Here is a 24,545-nt window from a genome sequence, read left to right on the forward strand (position 1 = left end):
GGGTCAGCCCCGGCTCTCCTCCTCCACGAACTCGTCGTCTTCGGTGTCTTCGCGGGGCGCCTTGTACGGGTCGGGTTCGCCCGCGTGCTGGGCCCCGGTCGCGCGGCGCGCGACCTCCGCGTCGGCCTCGCGGGCCTTCGCGAGGAGGTCCTCGATCCGCTTCGACTCCTCGGGGATGGTGTCCGCGACGAACGTCAGCGTCGGCGTGTAGCGGACTCCGGTGCCCTGCCCGACCTTCGTGCGGAGCATCCCGCGCGCCGATTCGAGCGCGGCGGCGGCCCCGGCGAAGTCCGGGACGGAGTCCAGCTTCTCGCCGAGCACCGTGTAGTACACCGTGGCGTCGTGCAGATCGCCGGTGACCTTCGTGTCCGTGATGGTCACGTAGTCCAGCCGGGTGTCCTTGACCTCGTGCTCGATCGCGGACGCCACGATCTGCGAGATCCGCTTGGCGAGCTTGCGAGCCCGAGCAGGATCAGCCATGTCTTTCTCCTAGTCTTCTGGACCGAGCAGCCGGCGGCGTGCGGTGAGCAGCTCGAACTCCGGCCGGCTCGCCACGTACCGCTCACACGAGTCGAGCACGTCACGGACGTGCTCGCCACCTTCGGCGACCACGGCCACCCCGATGAGGGTCCGGCGGTGCAGGTCGGTGTGCCCGGCTTCGGCCACTGACACGGCGAAGCGCTTGCGCACCTCCGCCAGCACCGGGCGGACCACGGATCGCTTCTGCTTCAGCGAATGGACGTCGCCGAGCAGGATGTCGAGCTCGAGAGCTCCGACGAACATAGGCACATGAGTTGGTGTAGTAGGGACCCTCGGGGTCCAGGGAGCTTGCCCCCTGGCGGGGGTTGAGGGGTTCGACCCCCAAAGGACACCGTAGAGGCGGGGAGGGGCGCGCGATTTCCGCGAGCACCCCTCCCCGAACCAGCCTCTACGCGCGGGGCTTCTCGCGCTGCTCGTAGGTCTCGATGACGTCGTCGACCTTGATGTCACCGTACGAACCGAGCGTCAGACCGCACTCGTAGCCTTCGCGAACCTCGACCACGTCGTCCTTGAACCGCCGCAGCGAGCTGATCGGCAGGTTCTCCGCCACGACGGTGCCGTCGCGGAGCAGACGCGCCCGGGCGTTGCGCCGGATCTCGCCGGACATGACCAGGCAACCCGCGATCGTGCCGATCTTGGAGGACTTGAAGACCTCGCGAACCTCCGCGCGGCCCAGCTCGACCTCTTCGTACTCCGGCTTGAGCATGCCCTTGAGGGCCTGCTCGATCTCGTCGATCGCCTGGTAGATGACCGTGTAGTAGCGGACGTCGACGCCCTCGCGGGTGGCCCGCTCGGTCGCCTTGCCCTGGGCCCGGACGTTGAACCCGAGGACGATCGCGTCGGACGCGGTCGCCAGGTCGATGTCCGACTCGGTCACGCCACCGACACCGCGGTGGACCACGTTCAGCTCGACCTCGTCGCCGACGTCCAGCTGCAGCAGCGAGGCTTCGAGGGCCTCGACGGTACCCGAGTTGTCACCCTTGATGATCAGGTTGAGGCTGTTCGTCTCCTTCAAGGCGGAGTCGAGGTCCTCGAGGCTGACCCGCTTGCGGCGCGACGCGTTGAGCGCGTTGCGAGTGCGAGCGGCGCGGCGCTCGGCGATCTGCCGGGCGACGCGGTCCTCGTCGACCACCAGGAAGGTGTCGCCCGCACCCGGCACCGAGGTGAACCCGATGACCTGGACGGGACGCGACGGCAGCGCCTCGGTGACGTCGACGTTGTGCTCGTCGACCATCCGGCGGACGCGGCCGTAGGCGTCACCCGCCACGACCGAGTCACCGACGCGCAGCGTGCCGCGCTGGACCAGGACGGTGGCCACCGGGCCGCGGCCGCGGTCGAGGTGCGCCTCGATCGCGACACCCTGGGCCTCCATGTCCGGGTTGGCCCGGAGGTCCAGAGCGGCGTCCGCGGTCAGCAGGATCGCCTCGAGCAGGCCGTCGATGTTGATGTTCTGCCGCGCGGAGATCTCGACGAACATCGTGTCGCCGCCGTACTCCTCGGCGACCAGGCCGTACTCGGTCAGCTGCTGCCGGATCTTGTCCGGGTTCGCGCCTTCCTTGTCGATCTTGTTGATCGCGACCACGATCGGGGCCTTGGCGGCCTGCGCGTGGTTGATCGCCTCGACCGTCTGCGGCATCACACCGTCGTCGGCCGCCACCACGATCACCGCGATGTCGGTCGAGTTCGCACCACGGGCACGCATGGCGGTGAACGCCTCGTGACCCGGGGTGTCGATGAAGGTGATCAGGCGCGGGTTGCCTTCGAGCTCGGTCTCGATCTGGTACGCACCGATGTGCTGCGTGATGCCGCCGGCCTCGCTCTCGCGGACCTTCGTCTTCCGGATCGTGTCGAGCAGCCGGGTCTTACCGTGGTCGACGTGACCCATGATGGTCACGACCGGCGGCCTGACCTGCAGATCCTCTTCGCCACCCGCGTCGTCGCCGTAGGTGATGTCGAAGGTCTCCAGCAGCTCGCGGTCCTCTTCCTCCGGCGAGACGACCTGAACCGTGTAGTTCATTTCGCCGCCGAGCAGCTCGAGGATGTCGTCCGACACGGACTGCGTCGCGGTGACCATCTCGCCGAGGTGGAAGAGCACCTGCACCAGCGAAGCCGGGTTGGCGTCGATCTTCTCGGCGAAGTCGGTCAGCGAAGCACCCCGCGGCAGCCGGATCGTCTCGCCCTGCCCCTTGGGCAGGCGGACGCCGCCGACGCTGGGCGCCTGCATGTTGTCCATGTACTCCTGGCGCTTCTGCCGCTTCGACTTGCGGCCCTTGCGCGAGGGACCACCCGGGCGCCCGAAGGCACCCGCGGTGCCGCCACGGCCACCGGGGCCACCACGGCCACCGCCGCCGCCACGGAAACCGCCGCCGCCTGCCGGGGCACCGGTGCCGCCACCCGGGCGGAAACCGCCGCCACCGCCGCCGCCACCGGGGCCGCCGCGGAAGCCACCGCCGCCGCCACCGCCACCGGGACCGCCGCGGAAACCGCCACCACCGCCACCGGGACGACCGCCGCCGCCACCGGGGCCGCCACGAGCGCCGCCGCCGGGGCCACCACGGGCGCCGCCACCGGGACCGGCGGGACGCTGCGTGCGGCCCGGCATCATGCCGGGGTTCGGCCGCGGGGGCATGTTGCCCGGGCTCGGCCGGTTGCCACCGGCGCCACCACCGGGACGCGGAGCCGGACGGTCACCGCCGCCACCGGTCCCACCGGGACGCGGCGGGCGGTTGTCGCCGCCCTGGCCGCCACCCGGGCGCGGGCCCTGCGGACGCGGCGGAGCGCCGGAACCGACGCCGAACGGGTTGTTGCCGACCCGCGGGGTGCGCGGACCGGGCTTGGGACCGCCGGGCTTGGGGCCCTGCGGCTTCGGCGGGACGACCGAACCGGTGTTGCCCGAGGGCGCGGCCGGGGTCTCCTGCTTGGGTGCGGCGGGCGCTTCGGCTTTCGCGGCCGGGACCTGCTCCTGGGGAGCGGGCGCGGCCGGCTGCTGACGCGGGCCGGGCCGCGGGCCGGGACCCGCGGGGCGGGCACCCGGTGCGGCGGCCGGCTTCGAAGCCGGTGCCTGCTGCTGCGGGGCCGCCGCGGGGGCGGCCTTCGCCGCGGGCGCCTGCTGCTGGGGAGCGGGCGACGCGGGCTTGGGCGCGGGAGCGCCCGGCTTGGCGGCCGGGGGCCCGGGGCGCGCCGACGGACCGGGGGTCGGTGCGGGCTTCTTGGCGCCCTTGGGCGCGTACGCGTCCCGGAGACGGCGGGCGACGGGCGCCTCGACCGTGGACGACGCGGACTTCACGAACTCGCCCTGTTCCTTCAACTTGGCGAGAACGTCCTTGCTGGTGATGCCGAGCTCCTTAGCGAGCTCGTGTACGCGGGCCTTGCCTGGCACAGCTCTCCTCATCTAGGGGAGGCCAGGCGGAGAACCCGCTGACCTCGTCCTTATTGTCTCGCGTTCATGGCTTCAGCTTCACGGCTGACTCATGACGGGTCGACCTGCTTCCTTGGTTCCTCGCGAAGCCGGGTACGTCCCGGCTTCGTGGTGCGAAGTGGTGCGCTCGACGTGCTCGCGGACCTCGCGGGCGTCGACCGCCCCGGGAGCCCGCAAGGCTCTCGGGAAGGCTCGCCGCCGTTCGGCTTTGGCCAGGCAGTCCGGGTCGGGGTGCAGCCATGCTCCCCGGCCCGGCAGCCGCCGACGCTCGTCGACGACCACCCGCCCGGCCACCGCGACCACGCGCAGCAGCTCACCGATCAATGCCCGCCGCTTGCAGCCGACACAAGTCCGCACCGGAGAATTCCGGTGGGGCTGGTGCTCGGCTACCCGCCGCGGGCGTTGAACCACTCCTGAGTCTAGCGCTTCGACCTTCACTCAGCCGAACCGGTTGTCGCGGCGGGCCGCGACGGACTGGCGTGGTCTTGATCACCCTCGTCGTCCGCCGGTGCGGCGTCGCTGCGGATGTCGATCCGCCAGCCGGTCAGACGGGCGGCGAGGCGGGCGTTCTGGCCCTCCTTGCCGATCGCCAGCGACAGCTGGAAGTCCGGCACCACGACACGGGCGGTCTTCGCCCGTTCGTCCACGACTCGTACCGAAACAACCTTCGCCGGGGACAGGGCATTCCCCACGAACCGGGCCGGGTCCTCCGAGTAGTCGATGATGTCGATCTTCTCGCCGGCCAGCTCGCTCATCACGTTGCGCACGCGCGCGCCGACCGGGCCGATGCAGGCGCCCTTGGCGTTCACGCCCGGCACGGTGGACTTCACGGCGATCTTCGTGCGGTGCCCCGGCTCGCGCGCGACGGCGGCGATCTCGACCGTGCCGTCGGCGATCTCCGGGACCTCCAGCGCGAACAGCTTGCGCACGAGGTTGGGGTGCGAGCGCGAGAGCGTGATCTGCGGGCCGCGGTTGCCGCGCGAGACGGTGACCACGTATGCCTTGATCCGGCTGCCGTGCTCGTAGGACTCGCCGGCCACCTGCTCCGCCGACGGCAGCACGCCTTCGGTGTCCCCCACCTGGACCACGACCATGCCGCGGGCGTTGGCGCGGGCGTCGCGCTGGATCACGCCGGCGACGATCTCGCCCTCCTTGGTGGAGAACTCGCCGAAGGTCTTCTCGTGCTCGGCGTCGCGCAGCCGCTGCAGGATGACCTGGCGCGCGGTGGTGGCGGCGATCCGGCCGAAGCCCTCGGGGGTGTCGTCCCACTCCTCGTCGACCTGGCCGTCGTGGGTCAGCGTGTGCGCGAGCACCCGCACCAGACCGGTCTTGCGGTCGATGTCGACGCGAGCGTGCGGCTGGTGGCCCTCGGTGTGCTTGTACGCGGTGAGCAAGGCCGTCTCGATGGCCTCGATCACCGTTTCGAAGGGGATGTCCTTGTCCCGTTCGATCGCCCTCAGCGCGGCGATGTCGACGTTCACTTCGACCCCTTCTCCGTCTCGGCCTGACCGGCCGCGATCATGCCGGACGCGTCGTCGTCGAGCAGTTTCAGGTCCTCGGCGGGCGGCTGCTTGAACTCGATCTCCACGACCGCCTTCGCCACGTCGGCGTAGCGGACGTCGCGGATCTTGCCGCCGTCGAGGACGCGGGCGGCGTCCGCGCCCGCGTGACCGACCCGGCCCACGAAGGGCGCGCCGTCGACCGGCGAGACCTTCACCAGGCGGAACCGCGCTCGCCGCCAGTGCCGCGGCTGGGTGAGCGGGCGGTCGAGGCCCGGCGAGGTGACTTCCAGCGTGTACGCACTCGCGAGCACGTGCTCGTTCTCGTCGAGCGCCGCCGAGACCTTGCGGCTGACCTCGGCGACCTCGTCCAGCCCGACACCGTCGTCGGAGTCGACGACGACCTTGACCAGCTGCCGCCGGCCGGCCTGCTGCACCTCGAACGAGTCGAGGTCGAAACCCGCGGCGGTGACGGCTTCGGCCACTATCGGCTGAAGCCGGCTGGCGAGTTCTCCTGGCACGTGGGGCTCTCCTTGTTCGAGCTGTGTCTGTCTGTGGGGCGGTGGTGGACCAGCTTATCCGGTCGCCCGGTCACCCCGCGCGAGCGGCGGGGGCCGCCGGGGGCCTGGCAGGATGGGCCGACGTGACCGGAAGACCGACCGACCTGACCCGTCGAGCCGCCCTCCGCGCGGGGGCGCTGGCCGCGCTGGCCGTCCCCCTGGCGGCGTGCGGGCCCGGCTACGACGAGAGCCCCGACCCCCTGCAGCCCCTGCTGGCCGCCGCCGAGGCGGACGCCGCCGCCGCGCGGGCGCTGGCCAAGGGCGAGGACGCCGACGCCGCCGGCCAGCTCGCCGACGCGCGCGCGGCCCATGCGGCCGCGCTGAAGTCCGAAGTGGACCGGCTGAACCGGCCGAAGCCGTCGCCGTCCCCGACGCCCCCGGCGCCGGCCGCCTTGGGCGACCTGAAGGAGCGGCTGGCCACCGCCCGCAAGCAGGCCGAGGACCTCGTCGGCGGGCTGCCGCGCTACCGCGCCGGGCTCGTCGCGGCGGTGGCGGCGGGCTGCGCGGCGCTCCAGCGGACCGCCCCGGCGCTGGGCCCCGGCGAGGACGCGCCGGCCCCCGTGGCGTCCGCCGGTGCCGTGCCCGCGGAGGCGGTGGACCCGCTGCAGACCGCGCTCGCCGCCGAGCACGCCGCTGTCTGGGTGTACGGCTTGGTCAGCGCGTTCCTGCCGGGCGACTTCGGCGACGCCGAGAAGGCCGGTGCCGCGGAGCACGCGGTGCGCCGCGACCTGCTGCAGACGATGCTGTCCGCGTCCGGGGCGACGCCTGTCGCGCCCGAAGCGGCGTACGTGCCGAAGAAGCCGGTGACCGATGCGAAGTCGGCGTCGCTGGTGGTCGCGACGGCGGAGGCCGACTGCGCGTCGGCGTGGCTGGCGGTGGTGAACCACACCGACGACGGGGGCCTGCGCACGACGGCACTGCACGCGCTGGTGGCGGCTTCGCGGCGCGGGACGCCGTGGCGGGCGGAGGCGGGCCAGAAGCCGGTGGCGATCGCCATGCCCGGCCAGACGAGCTGAGCCCCGCGGAAAAGCCGTGAAGGCCTCCTTACCGGCTCTTATGGCCGGTAAGGAGGCCTTCACGGCTTTCGGGAGAGCGGGTCAGCCCTTCAGGTCGGCGGAGAGGCGCAGGGCGTCGTCCGCGATCTTCTCGATCAGCGCCTTGTCCTTGTGCTTGGCGTAGAAGTCGGCCAGCACGATCGTCGTGTTCGTGCCATCCACCTTCGACGCGTACGCCGCGTCGGCGCCGCCCACGCTCGGGGTGCCGGTGCCGGCGAACGTCTTGTCCTTCACCAGGTCCGTGACGTTGCCGGTGCCGTCCTTCTCCGTCAGCGTCTTGAGCGCCTTCGCCTTCCCCGAGTCCGGCATCCCGACCAGCACCACCGACACCAGCGCCTTCGCGCCGCCCGACTCCGTCGTGTAGAGCGCGCGCACCAGCGACTGGCACTCGTTGTCCACGAAGAAGTCGTGCGTCTTGCCGTAGGACTTCGTCGCGCACTCGGTGGACTTCGCCGGCCCGGCGACCAGCGTGAACTGGTACTGCCCGGTGTTCTGGGCCGGCGGCTGCGCGACCGGCTCGTCCGGCGTCGAGTCGTGCCGGATCAGGAACCACAGCAACCCGGACACGACGGCGATCGCGACCAGCCCGGCGCCCCTGAGCAGCAGGGACCGGGTGTCGCGCGCCGGCGGTCCCGGCACGGGCGGCCGGGGCTGCGGGGGCACCGCGCCCAGCGGGGCCGTGTCGGACGGGCCTGGGGTGAAATGCGCACCAACCACGGGGCCATACGGTAGTTCACCGCCCCGGCGGCGTTCACTCGAATGCGGGTAAGACGCGTTCGACGTCGTCAGCGGTGTTGTAGAGGTGGAAACCGACCCGCACCCGGCCGCCGCGGACGCTCGAGACGATCCCGGCCGCCGCGACCCGCTCCGGGTCGGCGTCGAGCGAGACGATCGCGGTACCGCGCGGGGGCAGTCCGAGCTTCTCGAGCAGCTGGTCGGCCAGGCCGGTGTTGTGGGCGGCGACCTGCGCGAGGTCGAGACCGCCGAAGTACTCCAGCGCGGCCGCCGCGCCGACCTGGGCGAGCCAGACCGGCGAGAGGTCGAACGCGCGGGCGTCGCCGGCCAGGCGCAGCGGGAGGCCGTAGACGGTGGCCCACGGGTCCTCCCCCGCGTACCAGTTGGCCGCGACCGCCCGGGTGCGCTCCCCCGCGTCCGGCCGCACGGCGAGCCACGCGCTGCCGCGCGGGGACAGCAGCCACTTGTAGCCCGCCGCGACCACCCAGTCCGCCCAGGCGACGTCCAGGGGCAGCCAGCCCACGGCCTGGGTGGCGTCGAGCAGCACCGCCGCCCCGGCCGCTTCGGCGGCGGCCCGCAGCGCCGGGAGGTCCACGATCCGGCCGTCGGCGGACTGGACGACGCTCACCGCGACGACGTCGTGGCCTTCGACCCGCTCGGGCAGCAGCTCCAGCGGGACCTCGGTCACCGTGCCGTCCTGGACCGCGAACGGGAAGGTCACGCTCGTGAAGTCGCCTTCGGCGGCGAGCACGCGGGTGCCGGCGGGCAGCGCGGCGGCGACGTTCGCGACCAGCTGCGAAACCGACGCGCCGATCGCGACGCGCCCGGGTTCGACGCCGAGCAGGCGGGCGAATCCGGCCCGGGACCGGTCGACGTACGCGTCGAAGTCCCCCGGCCGGGTCGCGCCGGTCCGCCAGGCTTCGACCGAGCCGGCCACCGCGGCGGCCACCGGGGCCGGTGGGATCCCGACGCTCGGCGTGTTCAGGTACCCGGGCGGGACGGCGAAGTCGGTTCCGAAGGCGCGCATGGTTTTCAGGCTCGCAGACCGGGGCAACCCGATTACGGCAGCAGCGCGACGACGTCGGCGTAGCTCGGCGGGCTCGGGGGCAGCTCGCCGCCGTCGCGGACCGCCAGCGCCGTCCCGGCCGCCGCCCGGAGGGCCATGCGGTACGGCAGCGAGCCCAGGCTGACCCGGGCGACCCCCAGCTCCGCGAGCCCGGCGAAGGTGACCTTCCCGGGCAGGAACAGCAGGTTCACCGGGAGCCCCACCGCGACGATCCGCTCCACGTCCGCCGGTTCGGCCAGGCCGGGTACGAAGACGCCGTCGGCGCCCGCCGCCGCGTAGCTCTTGATCCGCGTCTCGGCGGTCTCGAGCGAGCGGTCACCGGCCCAGTGGGTGTCCGTGCGGGCGTTGACGAACAGGCCCGGCACGCGGTCCTTCACCGCCTCGACCAGCGCGGCCTGGTCTTCGACCGGGGCGAGCGAGCCGTCGGCCCGGCCGTCCTCGAGGTTGACACCGGCCGCACCGGCGTCGGCCAGCTCCGCGGCGAGATCGGCGACGGCGGCGGGGTCGGCGCTGAAGCCGTCGGCGATGTCGACGCTGACCAGGACGTCCAGCCGGGTCAGGCGGCGGGTCAGGGCGACGGTGGCGTCCCGTGTCGACGGCGCGCCATCGGGCTCGCCGGCCGCCGCGGACACGCCGAGGCTGGTGGTGCCGAGTGCGCGGAACCCCTGCGCGGCGAGGAAGGCGCCGACGCCGAACTCCCACGCGTTCGGCAGCAGCAGCGGGGAACCGGGGACGTGCAGGGCACGGAATTCGTCCATGGCCCGAACCTAGGCGGGCGACGCTTCGGCGGGCACCGAACGGACGCGGTCACGGCCACAGCAGCGGCACGGCGTGCCACACCGCCCAGCCGATGAGGGCGAACCACGCGGCGATCCACACGAAAGCGGGGATTCCGGTGAACCGGGCGAGCAGGGCGGCGTCGTCCTGCCGGCCGCGGAACCCGCCGCGGAGCCGGTTGGCGACGAGCGCCCGGAGCCCGCCGATCTCACTGGTCAGCAGCAGCCAGGCTTCGGCGTACGCGACGCCGTTCTGCAGCCAGGCCGGCGCCCAGCGCACGGCCGAGTACGCGATCGCCCCGGTGACGACGACCGACGCCAAGGTGAGCAGGTCGCGGGCGAACAGCGCGATGAACACCATCGCGGCCGTGGTCAGGGTGAGCACGGCGGGGACCAGCCCGCGGTGCAGCAGCGCCGCGATCCCCAGGCCGGCCAGCGGCGGCATGGCGTAGCCGGCGGCGGCGGTCAGGATGCCCGCGAGCGGCGGCGCCGGGTTCCTCGGCTGCGTGAAGCCGGATTCCGGCCCGGTGATCGCGATGCGGAAGACACCCCCGCCGGTCAGCAGGCTCACCAGGGCGTGACCACCTTCGTGGACCAGGGTGCCCAGGACGTTGGCCCCGGTCAGCAGGCTCCGGGTGCCGGTGGCCGGGGCCGCGAACGAAGGCGTCGCCACCGCGGCGGCCACCAGCGCGGTGATCCCGGCGAGCTCCCACCCCGGCGTGGGCACGGTCTCGTTGAGCACGGCGAACACGCCGACGAGTGTCGCGTCCCGGGAGGCGTGCCGCCCCCCGCGAGCGCCAGTTGTCCTTGAGCTGTCAGGCGGTGGCGGGCGTGTGCTCCGCGTCGTAGGCGTCCCGGGCCTCCTGGACCGCCGTCATGTGCCGCCGGGCCCACTGGTCCAGCACCTCCAGCGGCTCGGACAGGTTGCGGCCCAGCGTCGTCAGCTCGTACTCCACCTTCGGCGGGATCACCGCGTACGCCGTGCGGGTCAGGATCCCGTCGCGGACCAGGCTGCGCAGCGTCTGGGTCAGGACCTTCTGCGAAATGCCGTCCACCCGGTGCCCGATCTCGGTGAACCGCAGCGGCCCGTCCTTCAGCGCGCCGACGATCAGCACCGTCCACTGGTCGCCGATGCGGTCGAGCAGCTGGCGGGTCGGGCAGTTGCGGTCGTACGGGTCCGGTCCCACGGGCACCTCACTTTCCCGGGGAGAGTAACACGCCGTTCAGGCGGTAGCGGCCAGCAACGTCGTGAACAGCAGGCGCAGGTGCCGGCGGCCGCGCTCCCAGCGGGCCTCCAGCTCCTGCTGGTCCCGCGTCGCCCAGCTCGCGATGAGGATGCCGCGCACGACGTCCATCGCCGTGTACACCGCGTGCAGGAACTCGTGGTGCGCCGCGTGCTCCGGGAGCAGCGCCTTGCCGAACTCGACCAGGCTGGACGTCGCGATCGGCTCGACCGCCGCCATCTGCCCGCGCAGCTCCGGGTCGGTGCGGGAGGCGACCCACAGCTCGACCGTCGCCGAGAAAACCGGCCCCTGGTGCATCTCCCACATCAGCTGCAGCGCGTCCCCGACCGGGTCGCTGGACGCGCGGAGGCGGTCGAGCTCGGCCATCGCGACCTCGGTGCGCTTTTCCGCCAGGTGCCGGACCGCCGAGGTCACCAGGTCGGCCTTCGTCGGGAAGTGGTGCACCTGCGCGCCGCGCGTGACGCCGGCGCGGTCGGCCACCCGCGTCGTCGTCGTGCCCGCGTAGCCGTACTCGACGAGGCAGTCGATCGTCGCGTCGAGCAGCCGGACGCGCATCGCCGCGCTGCGTTCCTCCTGGGTGCGGCCGGTCGATCCCCGTCGTGGCGCTGACATGCGCCCACTTTATGGGGCCGCGCGCACCCCGGCCGCGTCGACCAGCCCGGCGACCACCCGCCCGATGAAACGGCCGAGGAACCGGCGGTAGAACCAGCCGGTGCCGGGGATCTTCGCGGTGAACGTCGAGTGCCAGTGGATCTCCGTGCCTCCGTCGCACGGGGAGAGATCTACGTAGGCGACGTAGTCCCGCAGCGGCAGGCCGTGGTCCAGCGCGTAGCCGAACCGGCGGCCGGGCTCGAGCGCGACGATCTTTTCGTACGAGCGGATGCGGCCGGTCCGGAACAGCCGGATCGCGCCGAGGCCTTCCGGCTCGTCCTCGCCTTCGCGGACCAGCTCGAACGACCCCAGGGGCGACCAGCGGGGCCAGCTCGCGCCGTCCCGCAGCAACGCGTACACGGTGTCGGCGTCCGCGGGCGTCACCCCGCGGACCGAGATTCTCTGTACCATTTGGTACGTGTACCATCTGGTACATGATCGACACAAGCCCGCGCGCGCAGCTCCTCGACGCGGCGATCGACCACATCGCCCACCACGGCGGCGCGGGCAAGAGCCTGCGGGCGCTGGCGGCCGGCCTCGGCACCAGCCACCGCATGCTGATCTACCACTTCGGCTCGAAGGAAGGCCTGCTCACGGCGGTGGCGCGGGAGGTCGAGGCCCGGCAGCGGGCGGCGCTGGCCGATCTCGACCCGGCGGACTTCTGGCACCGGCTGACCGCGGACGACCTGCGGGCCAACGAAAAGCTCTTCTTCCAGCTCTACGGCCAAGCCCTCGGCGGCACCCCGGGGACCACCGGGTTCCTCGACGGCGTCATCCAGGACTGGCTCGGCCCGATCGAGGAGCTGCTGGCGGAGCGGGGCGTCCCCGAGGCCGACCGGCCCGCCCACGCCCGGCTCGGCCTCGCCGTCACGCGCGGGCTGCTGCTGGACCTCGTCACGACCGGCGACCGCGAGGCCGTCGACGCCGCGATGGCGAAGTTCCAGGCCCTGTTCGACCGTGCCTTTACAGAGTCCGAACACTAGGCGGACGCCCTCCGAACACCACCCCGCCAGAGTTCTCCCCGTAAGCACGACACGAGGGAGACGACATGCGAGGAACCACCTGGACGCGGCTGGCGCTGGCGGGCTGCGGGAGCGCGGCCTGCCTGCTGGTGGCGGCGCCGCTGGCCTCGGCCCAGACGACGTCGCCGGCGCCGGTCGCGCCGATCACGCTCAGCCCCGAGGAGTCGCAGCAGGTCTGCGGCGACTGGGTGCCGAAGTTGCAGAAGCGGGCCGAAAACCTGCAGAAGCGGATCAACGGCGGTCCCGAGGTCGCCGGCTCGGTCGCCAACCTGAAGGCGCGCGCCCAGGACCAGCGCGCCGCGGGGCACAACGACCGCGCCACGAAGCTCGACGAGCGCGCCACCAAGCGGCAGGGCAAGGTCGGCGAGCTGAACGCGGCGAAGCAGAAGCTCGACGCCTTCGCGTCCGCGCACTGCAAGCCCGCGGCCCCGGCGCCGACCAAGTGAGGGCGGCGAGGATCGCGGCAGCGGTCGGGGCCGCCGCGCTCATCGCGCTCGGCTGCTCGGCCTGCCGCGACAACCTGATGGGCTCGCCGGACTCCGGCTCCTCCCCGGCGTCGTCCGAGCTGAGCGGGATCGAGTCGACGCTCAACGGCGTCGAGTCCGACATGAACAGCGATGGCTCGCCCTGACCGGCTAGCGTCTCCCCGTCAGTGACGGCGGAGACGGGAGCAGGCATGGGGTCACCGGGGCGCGGCCTCGTCCTCGTGGTCGAGGACGAGGCCGCGATCGCCGAGCTGGCGGCGCTCTACCTCAAGCGCGACGGCTTCGGCGTGCACGTCGAGGCCGACGGCGGCCGGGCGCTGGACGCCGTCCGGCGGCTCAAGCCGGTGGCGATCGTGCTCGACATCGGACTGTCCGGAATGGACGGTATCGAGATCTGCAAGGCGCTGCGCGCGGCCGGGGACTGGACGCCGGTGCTGTTCGTCACCGCGCGCGACGACGAACTGGACCGCCTGCTGGGCCTGGAGATCGGTGCCGACGACTACCTGACCAAGCCGTTCAGCCCGCGCGAGCTGGCCGCCCGGGTCCGGACCGTGCTGCGCCGCGCGTCGGGGGCGACGCCGGCCGCGGAGACGTTCACCGTGGGCGGCGCGCGCGTCGACGTCACCAGCCGCCGCGCCTGGGCGGGAGACGTCGAGGTCTCCCTGACGTCCACCGAGTTCGACCTCCTCACGCACCTGCTCCGGCACCCGGGGCAGGTGCTTTCGCGCGACCAGCTGCTGAGCGCCGTCTGGGGGTACGCCGCCGCGGCGGGCACGCGCACGGTGGACGTCCACGTGGCGCAGCTGCGGGCGAAACTCGGTCCCGCCAGTCCGATCAGGACGGTGCGCGGCATCGGCTACGCGGCGGACCCGGCATGAGGTACCGCGGCACCCTGGCCGGGCGGATCACACTGGTGTGCCTCGCCGTCGCGGGCGTGGCGGTGATCGTCGCCGGGCTCGTCGCGGCGCGGCTGATCCGGACGACCGCGGACAACGTGCTGCAGTCGTCGCTGGCCGCGCAGGCCGACGTCCTCGCCTCGCAGCTGGACGAGACCGGGATCGGGAACCGGCTCGGCGTGGGCAAGGTGGCCGACGTCGTGCGCGGCCAGGGCATCTCCGTGGTGGTCCGGCGCGCGGGCGGGCAGCCGGCCGGCGATGCGGTCGCCGTGCAGGCGGCGGCCAAGGCGGGGCTCGCGGCCCGGCATTCCACGCGCGTGACGGTCGCGGGTACGCAGTACCTGGTCGAGACGCGGGTGATCGGCACGCGCGGGGCGGGGTTCGCGCTCGTCCTGCCCGCGCGCAGCGCCGAAGCGACGCAACGTGCGCTGGTGCGCAGCATTTCCCTCGCGCTGGGCATCGGGCTGCTGGTGGCGGCGCTGGCGGGCTTCTTCTCGGGCCGGCTGCTGGGCCGTCCCCTGCGGCGGGCCGCTCTTGCCGCGGGATCGCTGCGGGCCGGGCGACGGGACGTGCGGGTGCCGGTGGAGGGGCCGCGCGAGGTGGCGGAGGTGGCCGGGTCGCTGAACTCGCTGGCGGACGCGCTCGCGGTGAGCGAAGCGCGGCAACGGGACTTCCTGCTGTCGGTGTCGCACGAGCTGCGGACGCCGCTGACCGCCGTGACCGGGTTCGCCGAGGCCATCGCGGACGGCGTCGCGGCGGGGGACGACGCGGTCCGGGCCGGGCAGACCATCCAGCGGGAGGCGTCGCGGCTGGAGCGGCTGGTTTCCGACCTGCTGGAGCTGGCGCGGCTGGGGGCCGACGAGTTCCGGCTCGACATCGCCCCGCTGGATTCGGGTGCGCTGGTCCGCGACTGCGCGGAGGTGTGGCAGCTGCGGTGCGCCCGGGAGGACGTGCGGCTCCTCGTGGACGTGCCGGCCGGGCCGGTGCCGGTGCTCGCGGACGCGCGGCGGCTGCGTCAGGTGGTCGACGGGCTGGCGGAGAACGCGCTGCGGGTCACCCCGGGCGGGGCGCCGATGGTGTTTTCGCTTTCTTCCGACGGGGTCTCGGCGCGGCTTTCGGTGCGGGACGGCGGCCCCGGCCTGGCCCCGGAGGACTACCCGGTGGCGTTCGAGCGCGGGGTGCTGAACGCGCGCTACCGCGACCGCCGTCCGGTCGGGTCGGGCATCGGGCTGGCCCTGGTCCACGGCCTGGTCACCCGCATGGGCGGGACCCTGACGGCGGGCCCGGCGCCGGAGGGCGGCGCGGCGTTCACGATCACGCTCCCGCTGGCCGCGTCCGTCCCCCAAGGCTGACGGCGTGTCGTCCCTCCAATCACGAGTGATGCCCCTCCAATCACGCGAGTTACGCGCTCAATCACGCGAGATGCGGGTCTGATCACGCGAGTCACGCCCCGGATCACGGGAGCCGACCCTCCAGGCGCGCGAACCGACCGTTTCCGTGCGCCGGATCCGGTGTCACGCCGGCGGGGCCAGCTGGGCCGCGCGGTCGGTGACGTCCATGAGGGCCCAGTGTTCGACCACCCGGCCGTCCCGGACGCGGATCATGTCCATGCTCGTCACGGCGTAGCTGCGGCCGGTCGAGATCTGCGTGCCGGTGCTCGTGTAGCGGTTCACCGAGAACTCGCCGTCGGCGACGTTCTGCTCGACCCGCACGCCGACGTCGCGGAAGTCGGCGAAGAACTCGCCGCCGAGCATGGCCTCCCACTTCGCCCGCCAGGCGTCGATGCCGTGGTGGTCGCCGCCCGCGCCGCCGCGGTGGTCGACCACGTGCGGGTCGATGTAGCGCAGGCCTTCGGCGACGCTCTCCGCGGTGAACGGCGTCAACGCGATCAGGCGGCGGTGAACTTCGGCGGCGTCCATGCTCGCTCCTTAAGTGGGGACTTCCCCGGTTAATGTTCGGCTACGCTAACCGGGGATGTCCCCACTTGGCAAGGGAGCAGGATGACGGCACGGGCCCGCAGGTCGGACGCGCGGGACAACCAGGCGCTGGTGCTCGCCGCCGCCAAGGAGGTCTTCGCCGAGGACGGGCCCGACGCGCCGCTCGACCGCGTCGCCCGCCGCGCCGGCGTCGGCAACGCGACGATGTACCGGCACTTCCCCAACCGTCGTGAGCTGGTCGTCGCCGTGTACGCCGACGAAGTCGCGGAGCTGCGAAGCCGCGCGGACCTCGACGCCGACAACCCCGGCGAAGCGCTCTTCGCCTGGCTCGGACTCTTCGTCGAGCACGTGCGGACGAAGCGTGCCCTCGCGCTTTCGCTGGCAGACCCCGCGGGCGAGCACGAAAGCCTGTTCGCCGGCTGGCACGCGGCGATGACCACGACCGCCGCGGCGCTGCTCGGCCGCGCGCGGGCCGCGGGCGCCGTCGCCCCCGACGTCACCGAACTCGACCTCCTGCTGCTCGCCACCGGCATCGCGTTGTCCGGCGGCGAGCCCGGCCGGCTGCTGGCACTGGTCCGCCGCGGTGCTGCGGCGCACTGAACGCGCAGCTCGCGTGACCGGGGACGGATCTCGCGTGATTGGGCGCGTGTCTCGCGTGATCGGAAGGGCATCTCGCGTGATTGGAGGGGCATCACGTCTGGTCGTTAGGGTCGGGGGATGGAGATGCTGCACCTGCGCTACTTCGTCGCGGTCGCCGAGGAACTGAACTTCTCGGCCGCGGCCCGGAAGCTGCACATGGCCGCGTCGCCGCTGTCCCAGCGGATCAAGGACCTCGAGCACGAGCTCGGGCAGCAGCTGTTCGACCGCAGCACCCACCACGTCACGCTCACCGCCGCCGGGACCGCGTTGCTGCCGCTGGCCCGGGACGTCCTCGAGCAGGTGAGCGCCATCCCGTGGCGGCTCAAGGAGGCGACCGAGCCGCAGCGCAGCACCGTCTTCCTCGGCATGCCCGCCGGCGTGCACCCCGACCTGCGGGACCGCGTCAACGCCCTCGCCGGGCGGGTCAAGGCGCGCTACGAGCTGAAGCGCTGGCCCGGCACCACCGCCGACCTCGTCCAGGGCGTGCACGAGGGCAAGCTCGCCCTCACCCTGGCCCGGCTGCCGGTCACCGACCCGGCACTGGAGCAGGTGCCGGTGATGTCGGAACGGCTCGGCGCGGTCGTGCCGGCCGACCTGTTCGCCGGGCGCGACTCCGTTTCCCTCGCCGAGCTGGCCGAATTCCCGTACGTCGCCTCACCTGGGGAAATCACCCCGGCGTACTTCGACCAGCTCGACCACCAATTGAACGAGCTGGGCGTCAAGAAACGCATCCGGCTGACGAACACCGGTTACGGTGGAACGTCCGAAATCATTTCCAGCGGCGAGGCCTTTTCCATTTCCATGCTCGACGGCAAATCGCCCATGCACGGCTACCGGCTCGACAACGTCATCGTCCTGCCCTTCACCGACTTCCGCCCCCAGCTGGACACCGGCCTGCTCTGGCGCCGCGACCGCAGCGACGGCGACCTGCGAGAACTCGTCGAAGCCGCGAAAGAAATCTTCGCCGAGCCGCTGACCATCTAGAAATGGTATGACCGCTGCGGTCACACCATTGTTCGTATCATGATCATTCCCTTTCGCGTCGCCCGCGCCTACGTTCGCAAGTAGAGCGAAACAGCAAGGTGCGAAAGGACGAATGATGACGGACTCCACCGGCACCGCGACCGGCCCGCTGGACGGCGTGCGGGTGATCGACCTCTCGACCGTGGTCATGGGCCCGTACGCGGCCCAGATCCTCGGCGACCTCGGCGCCGACGTGATCAAGATCGAGTCCCCCGCGGACACCGTCCGGGTGGGCCAGTACCGCACCACGCCGGGCATGACCCCGCTGAACCTGAACGTCAACCGCAACAAGCGCAGCGTCGCCCTCAACCTCAAGGACGAGGCCGAGCGCGAGCAGGCGCTGAAGCTGATCGACACCGCCGACGTGCTGATCACCAACATGCGCCCCGGCGCGCTGAGCCGGCTCGGCCTGAACTACGCCGACGTCGCCGAGCGCAACCCGCGCCTGGTCTACGCCCACGCGCAGGGCTTCCGCGGCGACTCCGACCGCGCCGGCAACGCCGCCTACGACGAGACCGTGCAGGCCTCCTCCGGCCTGGTCGACGTCGCCAACCGCGCGCTCGGCGAGCCGGTCTACCTGCCGACGATCATCGGCGACAAGGTTTCCTCGCTGACCATCGCCTACAGCGTGCTCGCCGCGCTGGTCCACCGCGACCGGACCGGCCAGGGCCAGCAGATCGAGATCCCGATGACCGACACCCTGCTCGCGTTCAACCTGGTCGAGCACCTCGCCGGGCACACGTACGAGCCGGCCGAGGGCCCCACCGGCTTCGGGCTGTCGATGACGAAGGGCCACGCCGCGGTCCGCACCAAGGACGGCCTGGCCTGCGTGATCCCCTACAACCCGGCCAACTTCCGCGACTTCTTCGCCGCGGCCGGGCGCCCGGACCTCGCCGCGGACCCGCGCGTGAACGGCGACACCATCGACCGCGCCGACAACGAGTGGCTGACCGAGCAGATCGCCGCGTGCGCCCCGGCGCTGACCACCGGCGAGTGGGCCGAGGTCTGCGCGAAGCACAGCATCCCGATGGCGCCGGTGCTCGAACTGGACCGGGCCCACGAGGACCCGTACGTCCGCGACGGCCACCTGCTCGACACCGTCGAGCACCCGAGCGAGGGCGCCATCCGCACGGTCGGCATCCCGGTGAAGTTCTCCGCGACGCCCGGCTCGATCCGCCGCCTGGCCCCGCTGGCCGGCCAGGACACCGCCGAAGTCCTCGCGGAACTGAACTGAGAGAAGCACGACGATGACCGAAGTACGCACCGAGCGGATCGGCAGCACCCTGCTGATCACCATCGACCGGCCGCAGGCCCGCAACGCGGTGAACGCCGCCGTCGCGGCCGGGCTGGCGGCCGCTCTGGACGAGCTGGAAGCCGACCCGGCGCTCCGGGTGGGCGTCCTGACCGGCGCCGAGAACACCTTCAGCGCCGGCATGGACCTCAAGGCCGCGCTCAAGGGCGAGTCCCCGGAGATCCCGGGACGCGGGTTCGGCGGCCTCACCGAAGCCGAGCTGACCAAGCCGCTGATCGCCGCCGTCGAAGGGTTCGCCATGGGCGGCGGGTTCGAGCTGGCCCTGGGTTGCGACTTGATCGTGGCCGCGGAAGACGCGAAGTTCGGTCTTCCCGAGGTCAAGCGCGGCCTGATCGCCGCGGGCGGCGGCGTGATCCGGCTGCCGAAGCGGATCCCGCACCACCTGGCGATGGAGTTCCTGCTGACCGGCGAGCCCGTCACCGGCCGCCGCGCGGGTGAGCTGGGCCTGGTCAACCGCGTGACGCCGAGCGGGGACGCCGCCGCCGTCGCGCTGCAGCTGGCCGAGAAGCTGGCGGAGAACGCGCCCCTGGCGCTGGCCGCCGTGAAGAAGATCGTGCGCGGCTCGGAGGCCGAGGCGTTCGCCCTGCAGCGCGAAGAAACGAAGAAACTGATGCAGTCCGCCGACGTCCGCGAAGGCATGACCGCCTTCGCCGAGCGCCGCGCTCCGAAGTGGACAGGCGAATAACCATGAAGATCGACGAAGTCCGCAGGCACGTGACCACTCCCCTGACCGCCCCGGCGTTCGCGCCCGTGGTCCCGAGGTTCACCGACCGCGAGTACCTGAACATCGTCTACCGGACCGACGCCGACGCCCTGCGCGCCGTCGTGCCGGAGCCGCTGAAGGTCGAAGAACCGTTGGTGCGCTTCGAGGTCATGAAGATGGGCGACGTCTCCGGCTACGGCCCGTACACCGAGTCCGGCCAGGCGATCGAGGTCAGCTTCGACGGCGAGCGCGGCGAATACCTGCACGCGATGTACCTCGACAACTTCCCGGCCACCGCGTCCGGGCGCGAGGTGAGCGCGTACCCGAAGACCGTGGGCAGCCCGAACCTCTACGTCGACAACGGCGTTCTGGTGGGCACGCTGGACTACGGGACGCTCAGGGTGGCGACCGCGACCATGGGCTACAAGCACCACGAGCTGGACGCCCGCGAGGCCGAACGCCAGATCATCGTCCCGACGTTCATGCTCAAGACGATCCCGGGCTACGACGGCGCGCCGCGCGTGCAGGAACTGGTCCGCACCGAGATCACCGACGTCGTGGTCAAGGAGGCCCACACCGGCCCCGCGCGGCTGCAGCTGTTCCAGCACGTCCTGGCGCCGCTGGCCGACCTGCCGGTGCTGGAGGTCGTCTCCGCGAGCCACATCCGCACCGACCTGACGCTCGCCCCGGTCAAGCCGGTCTTCGACTACCTGAAGGGAGCTCGGTCATGAAGTTCACCACCGCGGCGGTGATCGGCGCCGGCACCATCGGCCTGTCCTGGACGGCGCTGTTCGCCCACCACGGCCTGACCGTCCGCGTCAGCGACCCGCGCCCCGACCTCGCCGAGGCCGTGGAAGACGCGCTGGAGAAGTTCGCCCCGCACCTCGGCACGACCGCCGAGGAGCTGGCGAGCCGGGTCCACGTCGCCGCCGACGTCACCGAAGCCGTGCGCGACGCGGATGTCGTGCAGGAGAACGGACCGGAGAACCTCGAGTTCAAAAAGGACCTGTTCGCGAAGCTGGTCGAGGAAGCGCCGGAGCACGCGTTGCTGCTGAGTTCGTCGAGCGCCATCCCCTCGACGGCGTTCACCGGCGAGATCGACGGCAGCCGGGTCCTCATCGGGCACCCGTTCAACCCGCCGCACCTGATCCCCCTGGTCGAGGTCGTCCCCGGCGAGGGCACCAGCGAGGAGTCCGTCCACAAAGCCGTCGAGTTCTACACCCTCCTCGGCCGGACGCCGGTCGTGGAGCGCAAGGAGATCCCCGGGTTCGTCGGCAACCGCCTGCAGAACGCGCTGAGCCGCGAAGCGATCTACCTCGTCGAGCAGGGCGTGGTGACCCCGGCCGAGCTGGACGCGGTGATCACCCACTCGCTCGGGATCCGCTGGGCGACCGTCGGGCCGTTCCTCGGCTCGCACCTCGGTGGCGGCCCGGGCGGCTACCGGCACATGGCCGAGCACATCGGCAAGTCCATGAAGAAGATGTGGGCCGGGCTGGGCAACCCCAGCCAGAGCCCCGAAGAGCAGGAACGGCTCATCCGAGCCGTCGAACAGGCTTACGGCTCCTCCACGTACTCGGAACTCGCCGAGACGCGCGACCGCAAGCAGCTCGCAGTGTTGACCGCAGTGGAGGAGAACTGACATGGAACCGCTCAAGGACAAGCTCACCGCCGACTTCTACGACTTCGAGGCGCTGCTGCCGGACGACGAGCGCAAGCTGCTCGTCCGGACGCGCGAGTTCATGCAGAACGACGTCAAGCCGCTGGTGAACGAGAACTGGGAAGCCGGCACCTTCCCGAAGGAACTGATCGGGATGTTCCGCGACTCCGGTCTCGCGGGCCTGCCGTACGAAGGTTACGGCGAGCACAAGCCCGCGGTCAGCCACCTGCTCACCGGCATGATGGCGATGGAGATGAGCCGCACCGACGCGTCGGTGGCGACGTTCTTCGGTGTCCACAACGGACTCGCGATGTACTCGATCCACAGTGGCGGCAGCCAGGAACAGCGGGACCGCTGGCTCCCCGAAATGGCGGCGATGGACAAGATCGGCGCGTTCGCGATGACCGAGCCGCTCGGCGGGTCCGATGTGGCCGGTGGCATGCGCACGACCGCCAAGCGTGACGGGGACACCTGGATCCTCGACGGCGCCAAGAAGTGGATCGGCAACGCGACCTTCGCCGACTACATCGTCGTCTGGGCGCGGGACGTCGACGACAACCACGTCAAGGGCTTCGTCGTCGAGAAGGACATGCCGGGGTTCGTGCCGGAGAAGATCGAGGGCAAGATCGCGTTCCGGATCGTCGAGAACGCCGAGATCACCCTGACCGGCGTCCGCGTGCCGGAGGCGAACCGCCTGCAGGGCATCGACTCCTTCCGCGACGTCGCGGAGATCCTGCGCGCCACCCGCGGCGGCGTCGCGTGGCAGGCGCTCGGCGTGGCGATCGGCGCCTACGAAGCCGCACTCGCCTACGCCCAGGAGCGTCAGCAGTTCGGCCGGCCGATCGCCCGGTTCCAGCTCGTGCAGGACCTGCTCGTGAAGAGCCTCGGCAACATCACCGCGTCGTGGGGCATGCTGGTGCAGCTCGCCCGGCTGCAGGACGCGGGGATCTTCAAGGACGAGCACTCGTCGCTGGCCAAGGCGTTCGTCACCTCGCGGATGCGCGAGGTCGTCGCCTGGAGCCGGGAGATCTTCGGCGGCAACGGGATCGTGCTCGGCTACGACGTCGCGCGGTTCTTCGCCGACGCCGAGGCGATCTACTCGTTCGAAGGCACCCGCGAGATGAACACCCTGATCGTCGGCAAGGCGATCACCGGGCAGTCCGCGTTCGTGTGAGGGACTCAGTTCACGCAGCCGGCGGCCGCCGAGGTCGCCGGCTGCTTCGTGTCCGGCGTCCGGGTGGTGGTCGCCGCCGCCACCGGCTTGACGCCGCCGCCGGTGTCGCCGCCCGAGGCCTGGACCGCGGGCGTGCTGATCGCCGTGCGCACGAACTGCTGGACCTGCGCCGGGTCGACCTTCACCGCGTCGCCGTCCGACGGCGTCGACAGCGAGAGGCTCTGCACCGGGATCGTGGCGAACGCGATCGCCCCCGAGCTCATCCCCCGCAGCTGCTGCGCGAAGCTCAGCACGTCCCAGCCCTTGTCCAGCACCACGGACCCCTGCACCGCGTCGACCAGCGCGGAGAGCTTCGACGGGTCGGTGAACGTGCCCGCGCTCAGCACCTTCTTCGCCATCCCGGACAGGAACGCCTGCTGCCGCGCGATGCGGTCGAGGTCGCCGTTGGTCAGGCCGTGGCGCTGCCGGACGAACGCGAGCGCCTGCGCCCCGGACAGCGTCTGCGAGCCGGCCGGGAAGTCCGCGCCGGAGTAGCTGTCGTGCACCGGCGCCTTGAGGCAGACCTCGACGCCGCCGACGGCCTGCGACAGCGCGTCGAAGCCGGCGAGGTTGATGGCCGCGTAGTGGTTGATCGTCAGCCCGGTGAACTTCTCGATCGTCTGGATCGCCGTCTTCGCGCCGGCCTCGTTCGCCGCCACCTCCAGCTGCGCGCCGGAGAGGCCCTGGGCGCGCAACCCGGACATCGCGGCGTTCTTGCCGCGGCTGTACGCCGAGTTGATCTTGTGCTTGCCGTACCCGCCCGCGATGTCCACATAGGAGTCGCGCGGGATCGAGATCGCCGTCGCCGCGGCGCCGCCCGCCGGGATGTGGACCACGATCATCGTGTCGGTGGTGTCGCCGCCGTCGTCGCCGCTTCCGGCGTGCAACGCGTCGAGCACGTTCTGTGGCAACGGGTTGCCGTACGCGTCGGTACGCGCGTCGATCCCGACGAGCAGGATGTTCTGGGCGACTTTGAGCGGCTCCCCGGGCGGTGTGCCGTCTTCGTCCACCTGCGAGGCGGGCGGGATGACGTCGGCGGTGACGAGGCCGTCGTCCAGTTTGCTCAGCTGCGACCACGCGTACCCGGTGGCGCCGAGCACCAGCGCCGACACGACGCCGAGCGCGACCCGCCCGCCGACGCGGCGCCCCCGGGACGACAACAGCACGGCACTTCCCCTTGCTTCCCTGTGGTGAACCTCCGACCCCGCCTTCGAGGATCACCGGGTTAGCTGGGAATCAGCTGAGAAAGTTGTTGAAAGCTCGTGACGCTGCCCGATCGGCCGAGCTGAATCCAGCTGATCGGCCGATTTCGCGACGGAAAGTACCGGCGCGCACACGAGAACGTGCTGTGGCCGTGGCCACAGTCAGCGCGGCAGCCGGCGCCAGACCGCGCGCGGCAGCAAGCGCATCCCGAAGAACACGGGACGGAGTACGCCGGGCACCCAGACGACCCCGCGGCGCTTGCGCAGCGCGGCGACGGTCGCGTCGGCCACCTGGTCCGGCGTGCTCGAGAACGGCGCGGGGCTCATGCCCTCGGTCATCCGCCCGATGACGAACCCGGGGCGCACGAGCAGGAGGTGGACACCCGAGCCGTGCAGTGCGTCGGCCAAGCCGCTCGCGAAGCCGTCGAGGCCGGCCTTCGCCGAGCCGTAGACGTAGTTGGCGCGCCGCACGCGGACCCCGGCGACCGACGAGAACACGACGAGGCTGCCGTGGCCCTGCGCGCGGAGCAGGTTCGCGGCGTGGGTCAGCACGCCGACCTGGGCGACGTAGTCGGTGTGCACGATCGCGGCGGCGTGGGCGGCGTCCTCTTCGGCACGGGCCTGGTCGCCGAGGATGCCGAAGGCGAGCACCACGACGTCGAGCGGCCCGTGCTCGGCAGCCACCTTCTCGAGGAAAGGGCCGTGAGCGGCGAGGTCGTCGGCGTCGAAATCGGCCGTTTCGACGGCTTCGGCGCCGGCTCCGCGCAGGGCCGCGACCTCGGCGGTGAGATCCGTCCCGGGGCGGGCGGCCAGCACGAACCGCGGGTGTTCGCCGGCCAGGCGTTCCGCCACGGCCAGCCCGATCTCACTGCGTCCGCCCAGCACCAGCACCGTTCCGCTCACGCGGGCAGT

Annotated in this window: 29 protein-coding genes; 13 read left to right on the forward strand and 16 right to left on the reverse strand. The window is 72.0% G+C overall.

The genetic code is table 11. The features are described from left to right. Positions 1 to 3: 3 nt before the first annotated feature. The 6 genes from rbfA to rimP all read right to left on the reverse strand — a co-directional run bounded on the left by rbfA (position 4) and on the right by rimP (position 5,978). Positions 4 to 480 (reverse strand): 30S ribosome-binding factor RbfA, encoded by a 477-nt coding sequence (rbfA, locus tag QRX60_RS48605; protein ID WP_285998232.1) that lies wholly within the window; start codon positions 478 to 480, stop codon positions 4 to 6. A 9-nt stretch (positions 481 to 489) separates the two neighbouring features. Continuing rightward, complete coding sequence (locus tag QRX60_RS48610) at positions 490 to 783, reverse strand: DUF503 domain-containing protein (protein WP_155545954.1); 294 nt, start codon at positions 781 to 783, stop codon at positions 490 to 492. Positions 784 to 928: 145 nt separating this feature from the next. Beyond that, positions 929 to 3,919 carry a translation initiation factor IF-2 gene (gene infB / locus QRX60_RS48615; protein WP_285998233.1) on the reverse strand — a complete coding sequence of 997 codons (2,991 nt, stop codon included), beginning with the start codon at positions 3,917 to 3,919 and terminating at the stop codon, positions 929 to 931. A 78-nt stretch (positions 3,920 to 3,997) separates the two neighbouring features. Then, positions 3,998 to 4,315, reverse strand: a complete 318-nt coding sequence (locus QRX60_RS48620; RefSeq protein WP_285998234.1) for a YlxR family protein — start codon at positions 4,313 to 4,315, stop codon at positions 3,998 to 4,000. Between the two features lie 77 nt (positions 4,316 to 4,392). Continuing rightward, positions 4,393 to 5,439: a transcription termination factor NusA gene (gene nusA / locus QRX60_RS48625; protein WP_285998235.1), complete on the reverse strand. Its 1,047-nt coding sequence runs from the start codon at positions 5,437 to 5,439 to the stop codon at positions 4,393 to 4,395. Continuing rightward, complete coding sequence (rimP, locus tag QRX60_RS48630; RefSeq protein ID WP_285998236.1) at positions 5,436 to 5,978, reverse strand: ribosome maturation factor RimP; 543 nt, start codon at positions 5,976 to 5,978, stop codon at positions 5,436 to 5,438. The genes nusA and rimP overlap by 4 nt, the downstream gene beginning before the upstream one ends. 122 nt (positions 5,979 to 6,100) lie before the next feature. Between rimP and QRX60_RS48635 the strand changes: the two genes are divergently transcribed. Continuing rightward, a complete protein-coding gene (locus tag QRX60_RS48635) occupies positions 6,101 to 7,033 on the forward strand; it encodes a ferritin-like domain-containing protein (protein WP_285998237.1) in 933 nt (310 codons plus the stop codon). An 81-nt stretch (positions 7,034 to 7,114) separates the two neighbouring features. On the opposite strand, the gene QRX60_RS48640 is transcribed toward QRX60_RS48635, so the two are convergent. The 7 genes from QRX60_RS48640 to QRX60_RS48670 form a co-directional block, all read right to left on the reverse strand. Further along, positions 7,115 to 7,711: a hypothetical protein gene (locus QRX60_RS48640; protein ID WP_332845881.1), complete on the reverse strand. Its 597-nt coding sequence runs from the start codon at positions 7,709 to 7,711 to the stop codon at positions 7,115 to 7,117. A 112-nt stretch (positions 7,712 to 7,823) separates the two neighbouring features. Continuing rightward, positions 7,824 to 8,834 carry an aminotransferase class V-fold PLP-dependent enzyme gene (locus QRX60_RS48645; protein WP_285998239.1) on the reverse strand — a complete coding sequence of 337 codons (1,011 nt, stop codon included), beginning with the start codon at positions 8,832 to 8,834 and terminating at the stop codon, positions 7,824 to 7,826. Between the two features lie 32 nt (positions 8,835 to 8,866). Continuing rightward, positions 8,867 to 9,631 (reverse strand): isocitrate lyase/PEP mutase family protein, encoded by a 765-nt coding sequence (locus QRX60_RS48650; RefSeq protein WP_285998240.1) that lies wholly within the window; start codon positions 9,629 to 9,631, stop codon positions 8,867 to 8,869. A gap of 49 nt (positions 9,632 to 9,680) precedes the next feature. Next, complete coding sequence (locus QRX60_RS48655) at positions 9,681 to 10,400, reverse strand: M50 family metallopeptidase (protein WP_285998241.1); 720 nt, start codon at positions 10,398 to 10,400, stop codon at positions 9,681 to 9,683. Between the two features lie 64 nt (positions 10,401 to 10,464). Then, positions 10,465 to 10,836 carry a winged helix-turn-helix transcriptional regulator gene (locus tag QRX60_RS48660; RefSeq protein WP_286003858.1) on the reverse strand — a complete coding sequence of 124 codons (372 nt, stop codon included), beginning with the start codon at positions 10,834 to 10,836 and terminating at the stop codon, positions 10,465 to 10,467. A gap of 36 nt (positions 10,837 to 10,872) precedes the next feature. Then, entirely contained in the window at positions 10,873 to 11,448 is a 576-nt protein-coding gene (locus tag QRX60_RS48665) for a TetR/AcrR family transcriptional regulator (RefSeq protein WP_332845882.1), read from the reverse strand. A 66-nt stretch (positions 11,449 to 11,514) separates the two neighbouring features. Further along, positions 11,515 to 11,955: an SRPBCC family protein gene (locus tag QRX60_RS48670; protein ID WP_285998243.1), complete on the reverse strand. Its 441-nt coding sequence runs from the start codon at positions 11,953 to 11,955 to the stop codon at positions 11,515 to 11,517. Between the two features lie 23 nt (positions 11,956 to 11,978). Between QRX60_RS48670 and QRX60_RS48675 the strand changes: the two genes are divergently transcribed. The 5 genes from QRX60_RS48675 to QRX60_RS48695 all read left to right on the forward strand — a co-directional run bounded on the left by QRX60_RS48675 (position 11,979) and on the right by QRX60_RS48695 (position 15,299). Beyond that, the gene (locus QRX60_RS48675; RefSeq protein WP_285998244.1) at positions 11,979 to 12,527 is read left to right on the forward strand and encodes a TetR/AcrR family transcriptional regulator; all 549 of its coding nucleotides are present in this window, start codon (positions 11,979 to 11,981) and stop codon (positions 12,525 to 12,527) included. Positions 12,528 to 12,592: 65 nt separating this feature from the next. Next, positions 12,593 to 13,012 carry a hypothetical protein gene (locus QRX60_RS48680; RefSeq protein WP_285998245.1) on the forward strand — a complete coding sequence of 140 codons (420 nt, stop codon included), beginning with the start codon at positions 12,593 to 12,595 and terminating at the stop codon, positions 13,010 to 13,012. Continuing rightward, positions 13,009 to 13,197, forward strand: coding sequence for a hypothetical protein (locus QRX60_RS48685; RefSeq protein ID WP_285998246.1), 189 nt, complete (start codon positions 13,009 to 13,011; stop codon positions 13,195 to 13,197). The genes QRX60_RS48680 and QRX60_RS48685 overlap by 4 nt, the downstream gene beginning before the upstream one ends. A 45-nt stretch (positions 13,198 to 13,242) precedes the next feature. Continuing rightward, positions 13,243 to 13,929 (forward strand): response regulator transcription factor, encoded by a 687-nt coding sequence (locus QRX60_RS48690; RefSeq protein WP_285998247.1) that lies wholly within the window; start codon positions 13,243 to 13,245, stop codon positions 13,927 to 13,929. Further along, positions 13,926 to 15,299 (forward strand): HAMP domain-containing sensor histidine kinase, encoded by a 1,374-nt coding sequence (locus QRX60_RS48695; protein WP_285998248.1) that lies wholly within the window; start codon positions 13,926 to 13,928, stop codon positions 15,297 to 15,299. Before QRX60_RS48690 ends, QRX60_RS48695 begins: the two co-directional genes overlap by 4 nt. Positions 15,300 to 15,461: 162 nt before the next feature. Here QRX60_RS48695 and QRX60_RS48700 read toward each other — a convergent pair whose 3' ends face one another. Beyond that, positions 15,462 to 15,866: an ester cyclase gene (locus QRX60_RS48700; protein WP_285998249.1), complete on the reverse strand. Its 405-nt coding sequence runs from the start codon at positions 15,864 to 15,866 to the stop codon at positions 15,462 to 15,464. An 81-nt stretch (positions 15,867 to 15,947) separates the two neighbouring features. On the opposite strand from QRX60_RS48700, the gene QRX60_RS48705 reads away from it, so the two are divergent. The 7 genes from QRX60_RS48705 (at position 15,948) to QRX60_RS48735 (ending at position 22,392) form a co-directional block, all read left to right on the forward strand. After that, positions 15,948 to 16,484: a TetR/AcrR family transcriptional regulator gene (locus QRX60_RS48705; protein ID WP_285998250.1), complete on the forward strand. Its 537-nt coding sequence runs from the start codon at positions 15,948 to 15,950 to the stop codon at positions 16,482 to 16,484. A gap of 117 nt (positions 16,485 to 16,601) precedes the next feature. Further along, positions 16,602 to 17,507, forward strand: coding sequence for a LysR family transcriptional regulator (locus QRX60_RS48710; protein WP_285998251.1), 906 nt, complete (start codon positions 16,602 to 16,604; stop codon positions 17,505 to 17,507). A 115-nt stretch (positions 17,508 to 17,622) separates the two neighbouring features. Next, a complete protein-coding gene (locus tag QRX60_RS48715) occupies positions 17,623 to 18,780 on the forward strand; it encodes a CaiB/BaiF CoA transferase family protein (protein ID WP_286003859.1) in 1,158 nt (385 codons plus the stop codon). A gap of 13 nt (positions 18,781 to 18,793) precedes the next feature. Continuing rightward, positions 18,794 to 19,543, forward strand: coding sequence for a crotonase/enoyl-CoA hydratase family protein (locus QRX60_RS48720; protein WP_285998252.1), 750 nt, complete (start codon positions 18,794 to 18,796; stop codon positions 19,541 to 19,543). A gap of 2 nt (positions 19,544 to 19,545) precedes the next feature. After that, on the forward strand, positions 19,546 to 20,292 hold the full coding sequence (locus QRX60_RS48725) for an acetoacetate decarboxylase (RefSeq protein WP_285998253.1): 747 nt from the start codon (positions 19,546 to 19,548) through the stop codon (positions 20,290 to 20,292). Then, positions 20,289 to 21,200: a 3-hydroxyacyl-CoA dehydrogenase NAD-binding domain-containing protein gene (locus tag QRX60_RS48730; RefSeq protein ID WP_285998254.1), complete on the forward strand. Its 912-nt coding sequence runs from the start codon at positions 20,289 to 20,291 to the stop codon at positions 21,198 to 21,200. The genes QRX60_RS48725 and QRX60_RS48730 overlap by 4 nt, the downstream gene beginning before the upstream one ends. Before the next feature lies 1 nt (position 21,201). Further along, positions 21,202 to 22,392, forward strand: coding sequence for an acyl-CoA dehydrogenase family protein (locus QRX60_RS48735; protein ID WP_285998255.1), 1,191 nt, complete (start codon positions 21,202 to 21,204; stop codon positions 22,390 to 22,392). A gap of 5 nt (positions 22,393 to 22,397) precedes the next feature. On the opposite strand, the gene QRX60_RS48740 is transcribed toward QRX60_RS48735, so the two are convergent. Both QRX60_RS48740 and QRX60_RS48745 read right to left on the reverse strand, forming a co-directional pair. Then, complete coding sequence (locus QRX60_RS48740) at positions 22,398 to 23,597, reverse strand: LCP family protein (RefSeq protein ID WP_285998256.1); 1,200 nt, start codon at positions 23,595 to 23,597, stop codon at positions 22,398 to 22,400. 198 nt (positions 23,598 to 23,795) lie between these two features. Further along, the gene (locus QRX60_RS48745; RefSeq protein WP_285998257.1) at positions 23,796 to 24,536 is read right to left on the reverse strand and encodes an SDR family NAD(P)-dependent oxidoreductase; all 741 of its coding nucleotides are present in this window, start codon (positions 24,534 to 24,536) and stop codon (positions 23,796 to 23,798) included. Between the last annotated feature and the right edge of the window lie 9 nt (positions 24,537 to 24,545).

Source organism: Amycolatopsis mongoliensis, assembly GCF_030285665.1.
Lineage (GTDB): Bacteria > Actinomycetota > Actinomycetes > Mycobacteriales > Pseudonocardiaceae > Amycolatopsis > Amycolatopsis mongoliensis.

Bases quoted from the DNA above. Each gene is read 5' to 3' on its own strand.
- QRX60_RS48735 (WP_285998255.1), top strand. From the start codon at position 21,202: ATGGAACCGCTCAAGGACAAGCTCACCGCCGACTTCTACGACTTCGAG.
- QRX60_RS48665 (WP_332845882.1), bottom strand. From the start codon at position 11,448: ATGCGCGTCCGGCTGCTCGACGCGACGATCGACTGCCTCGTCGAGTAC.
- QRX60_RS48710 (WP_285998251.1), top strand. From the start codon at position 16,602: ATGGAGATGCTGCACCTGCGCTACTTCGTCGCGGTCGCCGAGGAACTG.
- QRX60_RS48675 (WP_285998244.1), top strand. From the start codon at position 11,979: ATGATCGACACAAGCCCGCGCGCGCAGCTCCTCGACGCGGCGATCGAC.
- rbfA (WP_285998232.1), bottom strand. From the start codon at position 480: ATGGCTGATCCTGCTCGGGCTCGCAAGCTCGCCAAGCGGATCTCGCAG.
- QRX60_RS48725 (WP_285998253.1), top strand. From the start codon at position 19,546: ATGAAGATCGACGAAGTCCGCAGGCACGTGACCACTCCCCTGACCGCC.
- QRX60_RS48645 (WP_285998239.1), bottom strand. From the start codon at position 8,834: ATGCGCGCCTTCGGAACCGACTTCGCCGTCCCGCCCGGGTACCTGAAC.
- QRX60_RS48705 (WP_285998250.1), top strand. From the start codon at position 15,948: ATGACGGCACGGGCCCGCAGGTCGGACGCGCGGGACAACCAGGCGCTG.
- QRX60_RS48670 (WP_285998243.1), bottom strand. From the start codon at position 11,955: ATGGTACAGAGAATCTCGGTCCGCGGGGTGACGCCCGCGGACGCCGAC.
- QRX60_RS48610 (WP_155545954.1), bottom strand. From the start codon at position 783: ATGTTCGTCGGAGCTCTCGAGCTCGACATCCTGCTCGGCGACGTCCAT.
- QRX60_RS48650 (WP_285998240.1), bottom strand. From the start codon at position 9,631: ATGGACGAATTCCGTGCCCTGCACGTCCCCGGTTCCCCGCTGCTGCTG.
- QRX60_RS48695 (WP_285998248.1), top strand. From the start codon at position 13,926: ATGAGGTACCGCGGCACCCTGGCCGGGCGGATCACACTGGTGTGCCTC.
- QRX60_RS48715 (WP_286003859.1), top strand. From the start codon at position 17,623: ATGACGGACTCCACCGGCACCGCGACCGGCCCGCTGGACGGCGTGCGG.
- QRX60_RS48720 (WP_285998252.1), top strand. From the start codon at position 18,794: ATGACCGAAGTACGCACCGAGCGGATCGGCAGCACCCTGCTGATCACC.
- QRX60_RS48730 (WP_285998254.1), top strand. From the start codon at position 20,289: ATGAAGTTCACCACCGCGGCGGTGATCGGCGCCGGCACCATCGGCCTG.
- QRX60_RS48690 (WP_285998247.1), top strand. From the start codon at position 13,243: ATGGGGTCACCGGGGCGCGGCCTCGTCCTCGTGGTCGAGGACGAGGCC.
- QRX60_RS48700 (WP_285998249.1), bottom strand. From the start codon at position 15,866: ATGGACGCCGCCGAAGTTCACCGCCGCCTGATCGCGTTGACGCCGTTC.
- QRX60_RS48680 (WP_285998245.1), top strand. From the start codon at position 12,593: ATGCGAGGAACCACCTGGACGCGGCTGGCGCTGGCGGGCTGCGGGAGC.